Origin of the sequence: Pseudomonas sp. P39-UII1 (assembly GCF_039672635.1) — a bacterium.
In the GTDB taxonomy this organism is placed as follows: Bacteria; Pseudomonadota; Gammaproteobacteria; order Pseudomonadales; family Pseudomonadaceae; genus Aquipseudomonas.
Map to the genome: position 1 here is coordinate 1 of NZ_JBDFPP010000043.1, position 12,764 is coordinate 12,764.

General features: G+C 60.8%; 11 protein-coding genes. 9 read left to right on the forward strand and 2 right to left on the reverse strand.

Annotated elements, in window-relative coordinates; translation table 11 throughout:
* Window positions 1-354: 354 nt before the first annotated feature.
* Window positions 355-630, reverse strand: a complete 276-nt coding sequence (locus ABEH27_RS25470; RefSeq protein WP_346616215.1) for a TfoX/Sxy family protein — start codon at window positions 628-630, stop codon at window positions 355-357.
* A gap of 179 nt (window positions 631-809) precedes the next feature.
* The gene (locus ABEH27_RS25475; protein WP_346616216.1) at window positions 810-2,372 is read right to left on the reverse strand and encodes an AAA family ATPase; all 1,563 of its coding nucleotides are present in this window, start codon (window positions 2,370-2,372) and stop codon (window positions 810-812) included.
* A gap of 117 nt (window positions 2,373-2,489) precedes the next feature.
* Here ABEH27_RS25475 and mrcB point away from each other — a divergent pair, with 117 nt between their 5' ends.
* The 9 genes from mrcB to msrQ all read left to right on the forward strand — a co-directional run bounded on the left by mrcB (window position 2,490) and on the right by msrQ (window position 12,356).
* Window positions 2,490-4,811, forward strand: a complete 2,322-nt coding sequence (gene mrcB / locus ABEH27_RS25480) for a penicillin-binding protein 1B (RefSeq protein ID WP_346616217.1) — start codon at window positions 2,490-2,492, stop codon at window positions 4,809-4,811.
* Between the two features lie 15 nt (window positions 4,812-4,826).
* Window positions 4,827-5,615 (forward strand): tetratricopeptide repeat protein, encoded by a 789-nt coding sequence (locus tag ABEH27_RS25485; protein ID WP_346616218.1) that lies wholly within the window; start codon window positions 4,827-4,829, stop codon window positions 5,613-5,615.
* Window positions 5,615-5,947 carry a YqcC family protein gene (locus tag ABEH27_RS25490; RefSeq protein ID WP_346616219.1) on the forward strand — a complete coding sequence of 111 codons (333 nt, stop codon included), beginning with the start codon at window positions 5,615-5,617 and terminating at the stop codon, window positions 5,945-5,947. Before ABEH27_RS25485 ends, ABEH27_RS25490 begins: the two co-directional genes overlap by 1 nt.
* Window positions 5,948-6,357: 410 nt before the next feature.
* Window positions 6,358-8,082 (forward strand): acetolactate synthase 3 large subunit, encoded by a 1,725-nt coding sequence (locus tag ABEH27_RS25495; protein WP_346616220.1) that lies wholly within the window; start codon window positions 6,358-6,360, stop codon window positions 8,080-8,082.
* A gap of 1 nt (window position 8,083) precedes the next feature.
* On the forward strand, window positions 8,084-8,575 hold the full coding sequence (ilvN, locus tag ABEH27_RS25500) for an acetolactate synthase small subunit (protein ID WP_003250040.1): 492 nt from the start codon (window positions 8,084-8,086) through the stop codon (window positions 8,573-8,575).
* Between the two features lie 55 nt (window positions 8,576-8,630).
* Window positions 8,631-9,647 (forward strand): ketol-acid reductoisomerase, encoded by a 1,017-nt coding sequence (gene ilvC / locus ABEH27_RS25505; RefSeq protein ID WP_012312686.1) that lies wholly within the window; start codon window positions 8,631-8,633, stop codon window positions 9,645-9,647.
* Between the two features lie 150 nt (window positions 9,648-9,797).
* Window positions 9,798-10,649, forward strand: a complete 852-nt coding sequence (gene pssA / locus ABEH27_RS25510) for a CDP-diacylglycerol--serine O-phosphatidyltransferase (protein WP_346616221.1) — start codon at window positions 9,798-9,800, stop codon at window positions 10,647-10,649.
* A gap of 79 nt (window positions 10,650-10,728) precedes the next feature.
* Window positions 10,729-11,742 carry a protein-methionine-sulfoxide reductase catalytic subunit MsrP gene (gene msrP, locus ABEH27_RS25515; RefSeq protein ID WP_346616222.1) on the forward strand — a complete coding sequence of 338 codons (1,014 nt, stop codon included), beginning with the start codon at window positions 10,729-10,731 and terminating at the stop codon, window positions 11,740-11,742.
* Window positions 11,742-12,356: a protein-methionine-sulfoxide reductase heme-binding subunit MsrQ gene (gene msrQ, locus ABEH27_RS25520; protein WP_346616223.1), complete on the forward strand. Its 615-nt coding sequence runs from the start codon at window positions 11,742-11,744 to the stop codon at window positions 12,354-12,356. Before msrP ends, msrQ begins: the two co-directional genes overlap by 1 nt.
* Window positions 12,357-12,764: the final 408 nt, after the last annotated feature.

Genomic DNA, 12,764 nt, shown 5'->3' on the forward strand with positions numbered 1-12,764 from the left:
GGGTGATTTCTCCCACGGTCTGTACTGCTGCGAACAGTCAGAAGCGAGCTATGTCCCTCCTCCTCCCTTCAAGTCCTACCATACAAGCGGGCTTGCCCCGCGAAGCGCCGCGCGGGCGGCGCTCGATTTCAAGGGCGGCCTAACTTCTGTGGCGAGCCCCCGGCAGCCACAACGCATTTCTTGCGCAAAAAAAAGACCCGGCAAAAAGCCGGGTCAATAACCGTGATTAGCCTGATGAGGAGATAATCTGAGAGTCCGAACCAGGGGCTTTCAGTTTATCCAACCAGTCTCGCGACCAGTTGTGATAATCATAACGATTCTCATTTCACCGTCAATCCCCTTACCGTGTTTATTTCATATTTTTTTCGCGGTAGCGCATTTCGCGTCGAGTTGTTGGTTGAGCGCCTCCTTGCGTTCGGCCGGCAAATCGTTCCAGTGCATGTCCAGAAGCGCGCCTTCAATGGCGTACAGCAACACCTTCGACGCCCGGAATCCTCGCGTTTTGACGGCCTGGTAGGCACCGACCGCGCCGAGCCGACGCAAATCCGATGCACTGTGGATACCGGCCGCATGCAACCACTGCGCGGAGGTCTTGCCAAGATTCTTCAGATGCTGCAATTCATCGTTCATCGAGCCTCCTTGCGATGGCTGAACGTGTCTTGGGGGATAAATCGCGAGCAGGTCAGAAAGGAGTGTAGCGGGGGTTGGAAAATGCGCGGCCTTTTGCCATTGGGGGCGACGAGATGCCCTGTTTGCGGAGGGATCAGCTGTTCGGGCCGGCCAGTCGCCGGCCCGAACATGCAGTGCGCTTACAGGCCCGGCAAGCGCTGACGGATCTGGTCGATCACCTGGTTCATGCTGCTGGCATCCTGGGTGTCCACGCGCGTGCTCTGCTGCAGTTCCACTTCATCCAGCGGCTCACGGCTGGCCTGCTGGGCCTTGACCACTTCCAGGGTGGCGTCCGATGGGTCGGTATTTTGTGCCTGGCGCTGTGCCAGCCAGCTGGCGATCACCGCCTCCGGCGCCTGGCAATCGAGGATCAGCAGCGGCACGCCGGTGCTGCTGGCAACCTCTGCGGCGGCTTGGCGTTGTGCCTGCTTGAGGTAAGTGGCATCCAGCACCACCGGGAAGCCGGCGCGCAGGATGGTTGCCGCCAGCTGGTGCAGGCGTTGGTAGGTGGCGGCGCTGGCGTCCTGGTCGTAGATGCCGGTTTGCAGCTGTCCGGCTTCTGCTTGCTGCTGCTCACCGAACAGGCGCTTGCGCTCCACGTCCGAGCGTACCCGCACGGCGCCCAAGGCCTCGACCAGGCGCATGGCCACGTGGCTCTTGCCCACGGCCGATACACCATGGGTGATGGCCAGCAGGCGCGACGGGATGGCGCTGTAGCTTTCGGCCAGGTTGGCGTAATTGCGGTAGGTGCGCAGGCTGGTGGCGCGTTGCACGCCGTCGGCATCGGCCGGCATGCTGAACAGGGCGATCTTGGCGCGGACCAGGGCGCGGTAGGCTTTATAGAAGTTGAGGACTTCCAGCCCTTCGTAGTCGCCGGTCAGTTCCAGGTACTGGCTGACGAAGCGGCGCGCCAGGCACTTCAGGCCGCGGTCTTCCAGGTCCATGGCGAGGAAAGCGGTGTCAGCCCATACATCGGTCTTGCGGAACGGCTCGTTGAACTCGATGCAATCGAAGATCACGACCTTGCCGTCGATCACGGTGGCGTTGCCCAAATGAATGTCGCCATGGCATTCGCGGGTGAAACCATTGGTCTTGCGCGCGGCGAACAGGCCCTCGAGGCGCTCGAAACTGCTGCGTGCCCAGGCCTGCAGGTTGTCCAGTTGCTGCAGGTCGGCCTTGTCGCTCAAGAACGGGCGGATCTGCTCGAAATTCTGCTCAACCGGCGCCATGACGCTTACCGGCGAACCAAACGGTTGCTCGGCGGGCACCTTGGGGGTTTGCAGGTGGAACTCGGCGATCTGCCGCGCCATCTGGTCGATGTGGCCAGCATCCAGCTCGCCGTTGGCCTGCAGGGTGGTGAGCATCTGCCCCTGAGGGAACTGGCGCATCTTCAGTGCGTATTCGATTGCCGCACCTTCACCGGCGATCTGCGGCGCTTCGGCGCTGCCGGTGATCGGCAGCACTTCAAGGTACAGGCCTTCGGTCAGGCGCTGGTTCAGGCGCAGTTCTTCGTTACAGAAATGCTCGCGCTGGCCCAGCTCGGTGAAGTCGAGAAAACCGAAATTCATCGGCTTCTTGATCTTGTAGGCATACTCGCCGGTCAGCAGAACCCAAGAGATGTGCGTCTCGATCAGCTCGAAGCCTTTCACGGGGTGAGGGTAGAGGGCAGGGTTCTGCAATGCGTTGATCAAGGCTTGGCTCACGGGAAATCCTTCCGGGGGCAGGGAATTCGAAGGCGCCATTATGGTCAATGGTGCCGCCCCTGCATACCGCCAGAGGGCGCCTGCCCAGCCTTTACAAAGTGCGTATAATCCGCCGCCATGACTCGAACCCGAAATTCCCGTACCCCTCAGAAACGCCCGACCGGCCGCTCGCGCGCCTGGCTGGGCTGGGCTTTGAAGCTCAGCCTGGTCGGCCTGGTGATCGTCGCCGGCTTCGCGGTTTACCTCGATGCCGTCGTGCAGGAGAAGTTCTCCGGCAAGCGCTGGACCATCCCGGCCAAGGTGTACGCCCGGCCGCTGGAGCTGTTCGTCGGCCAGAAACTGAGCAAGAACGACTTCCTCACCGAGCTCGACGCGCTCGGCTACCGGCGTGAAAGCGCGGCCAATGGCCCTGGGGCTGCAGCTGTCAACGGCAATACCGTCGACCTGAATACCCGCGGCTTCCAGTTCTACGAGGGCATGGAGCCTGCGCAGTTCGTGCGTGTGCGCTTCTCCGGCGATTATGTTGCAGGGCTTTCGGGTGCCAGCAACGGCAAGCTCGATGTGGTGCGCCTCGAACCGTTGATGATCGGCGGTATCTACCCGAAAAACCTCGAGGACCGCATTCTGATCAAGATCGACCAGGTACCGCCGTACCTGCTCGAAACCCTTGTGGCCACGGAAGACCGTGACTTCTACAGCCACTACGGTGTGTCGCCCAAGTCCATCGCCCGCGCGGTGTGGGTCAACACCTCGGCCGGTTCCATGCGCCAGGGCGGCAGTACCCTGACTCAGCAGCTGGTGAAAAACTTCTACCTGACCAGCGAGCGCAGCCTCAGCCGCAAGCTGACCGAAGCGATGATGGCCGTGCTGCTGGAAATGCACTACGACAAGCGCGAAATCCTCGAGGCGTACCTCAACGAGGTCTTCGTCGGCCAGGATGGCCAGCGCGCCGTGCATGGCTTCGGTCTGGCCAGCCAGTTCTTCTTCAGCCAGCCGCTGTCGGAGCTCAAGCTGCACCAGATCGCCTTGCTGGTGGGCATGGTCAAGGGGCCGTCCTATTACAACCCGCGGCGCTACCCCGAGCGCGCGCTGGCGCGGCGTAACCTGGTCCTCGACCTGGTGGCAGAGCAGGGCGTTGCCAGCCAGGAAGCTGTCGATGCGGCGAAGAAGATGCCGCTGGGCGTGACCAAGCGCGGCAGCCTGGCCGACAGTTCGTTCCCGGCCTTCCTCGACCTGGTCAAGCGTCAGCTGCGCCAGGACTACCGTGATGAAGACTTGACCGAAGAAGGCCTGCGCATCTTCACCAGTTTCGACCCGATCCTGCAGATGAAGGCCGAAACATCGATGAATGAGACCTTCAAGCGCCTGTCTGGGCGCAAAGGGTCTGATGAAGTCGAATCGGCAATGGTCGTGACCAACCCGGAAACCGGTGAGGTGCAGGCGCTGATCGGTAGCCGTCAGTCCGGTTTCGCCGGCTTCAACCGTGCCATCGACGCCGTGCGGCCCATTGGCTCGCTGGTGAAGCCGGCGGTGTACCTGACTGCGCTGGAGCAGCCGAGCAAGTACACCCTGACCAGCCGGGTGCAGGATGAGGCGTTCTCGGTCAAAGGTGCCAATGGTCAAGTCTGGCGCCCGCAAAACTACGACCGTCGGCCTCATGGCACCATTTATCTCTACCAGGGCCTGGCCAACTCCTACAACCTGTCGACCGCCAAGATCGGCCTGGAAGTCGGCGTGCCCAACGTGATCAAGACCATCGGTCGGCTGGGTGTGAGCGTCGACTGGCCGGCCTTCCCGGCGATGCTGTTGGGGGCAGGTGGCATGTCGCCGATGCAGGTCGCGACCATGTACCAGACCATTGCCAACGGTGGCTTCAACACGCCGATGCGCGGTATCCGCAGTGTGCTTACGGCCGAAGGCGAGCCGCTCAAGCGTTACCCGTTCCAGATCCAGCAAACCTTCGACCCAGGTTCCATCTACCTGGTGCAGAACGCCATGCAGCGGGTGATGCGCGAAGGTACTGGCCGTTCCGTGTACAACGTGCTGCCCAACTCGCTGACCCTGGCAGGCAAGACCGGTACCAGCAACGACTCGCGTGACAGCTGGTTCTCCGGCTTCAGCCAGGACCTGCTGGCCGTCGTGTGGATGGGCCGCGACGATAACGGCAAAACGCCGTTTACCGGTGCCACCGGCGCCTTGCAGGTGTGGACCAGCTTCATGAAGAAGGCCGACCCGCTGCCGCTGGACATGCCTCAGCCGGACAACGTGGTGCAGGCCTGGATCGACCCTTACAGCGGGCAAGGTTCCGACGGAAGTTGTCCAGGCGCTGTGCAGATGCCGTATATTCGCGGGAGCGAACCGCCCGCCGGCGCAACCTGTGGCGGCGAGCAAAATCCGGCAGAATCGGTCATGGACTGGGTCAAAGGCTGGATGAATTAAGCCCTGGCAGCATTGATGAGGTGTGAAGTGAATAAGTGGTTGTTTCCTGCCGTGACGGCACTGGTTGTGCTCCAGGGTTGCTCCAGCGTTCAGCGTGGCAACATCCCGGTGGTGGATTCGAGCACGCGTGTGTCCAACAGCGAGCGCATGACCGCCAACCGCTCGGCGGCCGGCATGAACAACGGCACTACGCAGGCACAGTCGCTGCCCGAAGACTCCGGCGTGACCGTGATGATTCCGCAAGGCGCCGGCGCCACGGGCATTCAGACGTTCCCGGCGGGTAACGGCGTGGCGCCGATCAGTACTGCGCCGATCAGCACCGGGCCGGCTACATCGGCGCCGATGACGACCAACCCGAACCCGATCGCCGACGAACCTTTCGACATCGCCTCGATGACCAGCACCCCGGCCGCAACCAGCGCGCCAACCGGCATCCCACGCAGCGGTGCGGCCTCCGGTGGCCTGTCGGCAGACGAGCAGCTCGATGGCCCAGTGCTGGCGCTGCTGACCACTGCCCAGTCGCAGCAGGGCAGCGGTGATTTCAACGGTGCCGCCTCCAGCCTGGAGCGCGCCCAGCGCATCGCCCCGCGCGAGCCGCAGGTGCTGTTCCGCCTGGCCCAGGTGCGCCTGTCGCAGGGCGATGCTCCGCAAGCCGAACAGCTGGCCCGCCGCGCGCTCACTTACGCCAACGGTCGCCCGAACCTGCAGGCCGAACTGTGGAACACCATCGCCCAGGCCCGCGAAAAGCAGGGTGACAGCGCTGGCGCTGCCCTTGCTCGGCAAAAAGCACGGGTCAATTCGTAATGGTCGAGCAACGTATCCTGGACATCGCCGACCACCTGCTGCTGATCGAGCGTGAATTGATCGTGCAAGGCTGGTGGCAGGACGAGCCGCCCAGCGATGAGGCGCTGGAGAGCACAGTGCCATTTGCCGTCGATACCATGAACTTCGAGCAGTGGCTGCAGTGGATCTTCCTGCCGCGCATGAAAATCATCATCGAGCTCGGTCATCCACTGCCCAATGCCTCCGGCATTCTGGTGATGGCCGAGTCGGTGTTCGTCGACCGGCCGGAGCAGAGCCGGGAGTTGCGCCGCCTGCTAGCAGAGTTCGATAAATTGATCGAAGCTTGCGCCTGATTTCTTCTCTTTTTCCATGAAGGGCCGCAGATTGTGGCCCTTTTTTGTGGAAATCTTATTTATTCTGCTGCTGACTCGGTTTTTAGTGGTGGCAGCAATTCATCTTGAGGAAAAATTGGCAATAATTTTTCTTGACTTGTAGCCGCCAAATCACAAGAATCCAGATTCCGCTGTAGAGGGACTGCCAGAAGCAGACCCGCTAAGCAGATCATGAGGTGCACACCCGCGCCGACCTGTTACACCCCGCAACGCGTTACCTCGCGCTGGGTGGGAAAACCCCGCAACACTCTGGGGCGCTCCCAATACTTGCTCAGTCAGTGCTGACGTTTTCGCTCATGCTCTGCTTGGCAGTAAACCTATTAAGACCCGTCCACTAGGGACGGTATTCTGGCGTTTTAGAGGTGAACAACGTGGAGCTTTTATCTGGCGCTGAGATGGTCGTCCGCTTCTTGCGTGACGAAGGCGTTAAGCACATCTACGGGTACCCTGGTGGTGCTCTCCTGCATGTTTACGACGCCCTGTTCAAGGAACCGGAAGTCGAGCACATCCTGGTTCGTCACGAACAGGCCGCAACCCATATGGCGGACGGCTACGCCCGCGCCACCGGCAAGGCCGGTGTGGTGCTGGTAACCTCCGGCCCGGGCGCAACCAATGCCATCACCGGTATTGCCACTGCCTACATGGACTCGATTCCGATGGTCATCCTGTCCGGCCAGGTGCCTAGCACCATGGTGGGTACCGATGCCTTCCAGGAAACCGACATGATCGGTATCTCGCGGCCAATCGTGAAGCACAGCTTCATGATCAAGAATGCCACCGAGATCCCTGAAGTTCTGAAAAAAGCCTTCTACCTGGCGCAATCCGGCCGTCCAGGCCCGGTCGTGGTCGACATTCCAAAAGATATGACCAACCCGGCCGAGAAGTTCGAATACGTCTACCCGAAGAAGGTCAAGCTGCGCTCCTACAGCCCGGCGGTTCGTGGCCATTCCGGCCAGATCCGCAAGGCCGCCGAGATGCTGCTGGCTGCCAAGCGCCCGATCGTTTATGCCGGTGGCGGCGTCATCCTCGGCGGTGGCTCGCAAGCCCTGACCGAAATCGCCAAGTCGCTGAACCTGCCAGTCACCAATACCCTGATGGGCCTTGGCGGCTTCCCGGGTACCGACCGCCAGTTCCTCGGCATGCTCGGCATGCACGGCAGCTACACCGCCAACATGGCAATGCACAATGCCGACGTGATTTTCGCGGTGGGTGCGCGCTTCGATGACCGCGTGGTCAACGGCCCGGCCAAGTTCTGCCCGAACGCCAAGATCATCCACATCGACATCGACCCGGCGTCGATCTCCAAGATGATCAAGGCCGACGTGCCGATCGTTGGCCCGGTCGACAGCGTGTTGACCGAAATGCTCGGCATCCTCAAGGAAATCGGCGAGCAGCCAGACAAGGCTGCGACCGAGGCCTGGTGGAAGCAGATCGACGAGTGGCGTGGTGACGGCGACCTGTTCCCTTACAACAAGGGCGACGGCAGCGTCATCAAGCCGCAAACCGTAATCGAGACCCTCTGCGAAGTGACCCATGGCGATGCCTTCGTCACCTCTGACGTGGGTCAGCACCAGATGTTCGCTGCGCAGTACTACCGCTTCAACAAGCCGAACCGCTGGATCAACTCCGGTGGCCTGGGCACCATGGGCTTCGGCTTCCCGGCGGCCATGGGCGTCAAGCTCAACTTCCCGGATCAGGACGTGGCCTGCGTCACTGGCGAAGGCAGCATCCAGATGAACATTCAGGAGCTGTCCACCTGCATGCAGTACGGCCTGCCGGTGAAGATCGTCAACCTGAACAACGGTGTGCTGGGCATGGTCCGTCAGTGGCAGGACATGGCCTACAACGGTCGTCACTCGCACTCCTACGTCGAGTCGCTGCCGGACTTCATCAAGCTGGCCGAGGCCTATGGTCATGTGGGTATCCGCATCACCAGCCTGAAAGACCTCAAGCCGAAGCTGGAAGAAGCCTTCGCGATGAAAGACCGCCTGGTGTTCATCGACATCGCGGTCGACCGTACCGAGCACGTCTATCCGATGCAGATCAAGGATGGCTCGATGCGTGACATGTGGCTGAGCAAGACGGAGCGTACCTGATATGCGGCACATCATTTCCCTGCTGCTGGAAAACGAACCCGGTGCTCTGTCCCGTGTGGTCGGCCTGTTCTCCCAGCGCAACTACAACATTGAAAGCCTGACCGTGGCGCCGACCGAAGACCCGACCCTGTCGCGTCTGACGCTGACCACCGTTGGCCATGACGAAGTGATCGAACAGATCACCAAGAACCTGAACAAGCTGGTCGAAGTGGTCAAGCTTGTCGACCTGTCGGAAAGCGCTCACATCGAGCGTGAGCTGATGCTGGTCAAGGTCAAGGCCACCGGTGCCCAGCGTGCCGAGATCAAGCGCACCACGGATATCTTCCGTGGCCAGATCGTCGATGTGACCGCCAGCGTGTACACCGTACAGCTGAGCGGTACCAGCGACAAACTGGACAGCTTCATCCAGGCCATCGGCACTGCATCGATTCTCGAAACCGTGCGCAGTGGCGTCACCGGCATTGCCCGTGGCGACAAAGTGCTCAGCATCTAAATTCAAAAATTAGCGATGGCTCCGCAGGGGCCGAGATATAACCAGGGGTATTTTCATGAAAGTTTTCTACGATAAAGACTGCGACCTTTCCATCATCCAGGGTAAGAAAGTCGCCATCATCGGTTACGGTTCCCAGGGCCACGCCCAAGCGTGCAACCTGAAAGACTCCGGTGTAGACGTTACCGTCGGTCTGCGTAAAGGTTCGGCCACCGTTGCCAAGGCAGAAGCCCACGGCCTGAAAGTTGCCGACGTTGCTACCGCTGTCGCTGCGGCCGACCTGGTCATGATCCTGACCCCGGACGAGTTCCAGGGCGCGCTGTACAAGAACGAGATCGAGCCGAACATCAAGAAGGGCGCTACCCTGGCCTTCTCCCACGGCTTCTCGATCCACTACAACCAGGTTGTTCCTCGTGCCGACCTCGACGTGATCATGATCGCGCCGAAAGCCCCGGGCCACACCGTGCGTTCCGAGTTCGTCAAGGGCGGCGGTATCCCTGACCTGATCGCGATCTACCAGGACGCCTCGGGCAACGCCAAGAACGTCGCCCTGTCCTACGCTTCGGGCGTTGGTGGCGGCCGTACCGGCATCATCGAAACCACCTTCAAGGACGAGACCGAAACCGACCTGTTCGGTGAGCAGGCTGTTCTGTGCGGCGGTACCGTCGAGCTGGTCAAAGCCGGTTTCGAAACCCTGGTTGAAGCTGGCTACGCGCCAGAAATGGCCTACTTCGAGTGCCTGCACGAACTGAAGCTGATCGTTGACCTCATGTACGAAGGCGGCATCGCCAACATGAACTACTCGATCTCCAACAACGCCGAATACGGTGAGTACGTCACTGGCCCGGAAGTCATCAACGAAGAATCCCGCAAGGCCATGCGCAACGCTCTGAAGCGCATCCAGGACGGCGAATACGCGAAGATGTTCATCTCCGAAGGCGCTACCAACTACCCATCGATGACCGCCAAGCGTCGCAACAACGCCGCTCACGGCATCGAAGTCATCGGCGAGCAACTGCGTTCGATGATGCCGTGGATCTCGGCTAACAAAATCGTCGACAAGACCAAGAACTGAGTCTTATCGATAGATGAAAAACGCGGCTTCGGCCGCGTTTTTTCGTTCTGGCGTTCAGCATCTGGTATAAAGCAGACCAGTGGCCTGCCGTCAGAACCTGTTTCGCGGGCCCGTGTCGAACATTTTCCATCCTGTTGCAAGGTACCCTCCATGAGCGAACGTCCCGAAGAGCCGAACAAGCCCTCCGACGCCGAAAGCCTGCTACCTGTCGATGAGCACGTTGAAGAAGGGCATGACGCCGAAGGGCGCAAGGTGCGCCATCGCGGCATCTACCTGTTGCCCAACCTGTTTACCACCGCCAACCTGTTTGCCGGCTTCTATTCCATCATCAATTCGATGAGCGCCCAGAGTGCGCTGAGTGCGGGTGACCCGCGCGAGGCGAGCAAGTATTTCGCCTTTGCCGCCATCGCCATCTTCGTGGCCATGGTATTGGACGGCCTCGATGGCCGTGTCGCCCGCATGACCAATACGCAAAGTGCTTTCGGTGCCGAGTACGACTCGCTGTCGGACATGGTCGCCTTTGGCGTGGCCCCGGCCTTGCTGGCCTTCGGCTGGGCACTGGGTGACATGGGCAAGGTCGGCTGGATGGTCGCCTTCATCTATGTGGCCGGCGCAGCGCTGCGCCTGGCGCGCTTCAACACGCAGGTCGGTACTGCCGACAAACGCTACTTCATCGGCCTGGCCAGCCCGGCTGCTGCTGGTGTTGTCGCAGGCACTGTGTGGGCATTCAGCGACTATGGCATCCAGGGCTCCAAGCTGTCGTTCCTGGTGGCGCTGCTGGTTGCTGCGGCCGGCATGCTGATGGTCAGCAACATCAAGTACAACAGCTTCAAGGAGCTGGATCTCAAGGGGCGTGTGCCCTTTGTCGCGATCCTGGCCGTGGTCCTGGTGTTCGCCGTGGTGTTCAGCGACCCGCCGCGCATTCTGCTGCTGATCTTCCTTGCCTACGCGGCATCCGGGCCGGTCCAGTACCTGCTGCGTGGTCGCCGTCGCAAAGCGTGACAATGATTTAATGGTGGAATAACCCTCCGGCTCCATAGTCTTACTGGTACATCCGTTATCCAGTGCTATGGAGCCCGCCATGCTCATCAAGCTTCCCCGGTCGTCCGACTGCAAGGCATCGGAGATCACCCCCGAAGGCATCTATCTTTCCCGTCGCACGCTGCTGGGTGGCTCTCTCGCCGGTCTGGCCTTGGGCGCTGTGCCATTCGCAACACATGCTGCCGAGGCATCGCGGTATGCGGATGTCGAGCCGGGCAGCCCGCCGGCCTGGTTCAGCGACAAGCTGGCGGCCACGCGTTGGCAGGCGGTAACGGTCAAGGATGAGGCGATCACACCTTGCAAGGATGCCACCCACTACAACAACTTCTATGAGTTCGGGCCGGATAAAGGCGACCCGGCTGCCAATGGCGGTAGCCTGAAGACCGAGCCCTGGTCGGTGGTTATCGATGGTGAGGTGGGTAAGCCAGGGCGCTATGCGTTGGAAGACTTCGTCAAACCTTACGCGCTTGAAGAGCGCATCTACCGGCTGCGCTGCGTGGAAGCCTGGTCGATGGTCATTCCTTGGCTGGGCTTTCCATTGGCCCAGGTGCTCAAGCAGGTCGAACCGACCTCGAAGGCGCGTTACGTGCGCTTCGAAACGCTGCAGGACCCGCAGCACATGCCCGGCCAGCGCTCGGGCTTTGCGTTGATCAAGTGGCCTTACGAGGAAGGGTTGCGGCTGGATGAGGCCATGAACCCACTGGCCATCCTTGCGGTTGGCATGTATGGGCGGGAGCTGCCCAACCAGAACGGTGCGCCGTTGCGTTTGGTAGTGCCGTGGAAGTACGGGTTCAAGAGCATCAAGTCGATCGTGCGTATCAGCCTGGTGGCCGAGCAGCCGCAAACCACCTGGGAAGGGCTGGCGCCGGATGAGTATGGCTTCTATGCCAACGTGAACCCTGAAGTCGACCACCCACGCTGGAGCCAGGCGCGTGAGCGTCGCTTGCCCAGTGGCTTGTTCAGCCCCAATGTGCGGCAAACACAGATGTTCAATGGCTATGCCGATGAAGTGGCTTCGCTGTATGCCGGCCTCGACCTGAGGAAAAACTACTGATGCGTTACCCCTGGTTTCGCCTGGCCATCTTCATCGTGGGATGTGCGTTTCCGTTGTGGTGGTTATATGAGGCGGCGATGAACCTGCTGGGGCCGGATCCTGGGAAAATTCTCATGGACCGACTTGGGCTTGGTGCGTTGATCTTCCTTTTGATCACCCTGAGCATGACGCCGCTGCAGAAATTGACAGGGTGGTCGGGCTGGGTCGTGGTGCGTCGGCAGCTGGGGTTGTGGTGCTTTGCTTATATAGTGCTGCACATCCTTTGCTACCTGTTCTTCATTCTGGGGCTGGACTGGGGGCAGTTTGCGGTCGAGCTGCGCAAGCGGCCGTACATTATTGTGGGAGCGCTGGGGTTCGTGGGGTTGCTGGCGTTGGCGGTCACGTCCAATCGTTATAGCCAGCGACGCCTGGGGGCGCGTTGGAAAAAGCTGCATAAGCTGGTCTATGTGATTCTAGGGTTGGGGTTGCTGCACTTCTTGTGGATCGTGCGTTCGGACCTGCGCGAGTGGGCTATCTATGCAGGCGTTGGTGGTTTGTTGATGATGTTGCGAATCCCTGCGGTGGCGCGGCGAGTGCCTCGGATCCTGGGGCGGCGGGGGAGGGTGGCTTCTTAGGGGGGCTTGGCATTTTTACAGTGGGGTGGCTGGCAGGTGTGTGCCTTGAGATCTCCAGTGGTTATGAGATCGGGCGCCGCCGGCGCGGCGCATCGCGAAGCGCTTGCCTTGGGATCTTCAGCGCCCTTGAGATCGAGCGCCGCCCGCGCGGCGCATCGCGGCTAAAGCCGCTCCTACATTTGTTGCAACGTGCCATTCCAGTCAGGCCATGGTTGTTCGCCCTTGGCGCATGGCTGAAGACAGGCGGGGCGGCGCTAGCGCCAGCCGAAATATCGCGCCGTGCCAACAAGGCTGACAACTATGGCCTATCAGGCCATGGCACGTTGCAACAAATGTAGATACCGTCTTGACCCTCACCCTGCAAGAGCGATTTTGGGGTCAAACGGTATCCCCGACTTCACCACCCCG

What these genes read in the sequence shown, in the direction of transcription:
- ilvC (WP_012312686.1), top strand. Translation starts at nt 8,631, where the DNA reads ATGAAAGTTTTCTACGATAAAGACTGCGACCTTTCCATCATCCAGGGT.
- ABEH27_RS25470 (WP_346616215.1), bottom strand. Translation starts at nt 630, where the DNA reads ATGAACGATGAATTGCAGCATCTGAAGAATCTTGGCAAGACCTCCGCG.
- ABEH27_RS25490 (WP_346616219.1), top strand. Translation starts at nt 5,615, where the DNA reads ATGGTCGAGCAACGTATCCTGGACATCGCCGACCACCTGCTGCTGATC.
- pssA (WP_346616221.1), top strand. Translation starts at nt 9,798, where the DNA reads ATGAGCGAACGTCCCGAAGAGCCGAACAAGCCCTCCGACGCCGAAAGC.
- mrcB (WP_346616217.1), top strand. Translation starts at nt 2,490, where the DNA reads ATGACTCGAACCCGAAATTCCCGTACCCCTCAGAAACGCCCGACCGGC.
- ABEH27_RS25485 (WP_346616218.1), top strand. Translation starts at nt 4,827, where the DNA reads ATGAGGTGTGAAGTGAATAAGTGGTTGTTTCCTGCCGTGACGGCACTG.
- msrP (WP_346616222.1), top strand. Translation starts at nt 10,729, where the DNA reads ATGCTCATCAAGCTTCCCCGGTCGTCCGACTGCAAGGCATCGGAGATC.
- msrQ (WP_346616223.1), top strand. Translation starts at nt 11,742, where the DNA reads ATGCGTTACCCCTGGTTTCGCCTGGCCATCTTCATCGTGGGATGTGCG.
- ilvN (WP_003250040.1), top strand. Translation starts at nt 8,084, where the DNA reads ATGCGGCACATCATTTCCCTGCTGCTGGAAAACGAACCCGGTGCTCTG.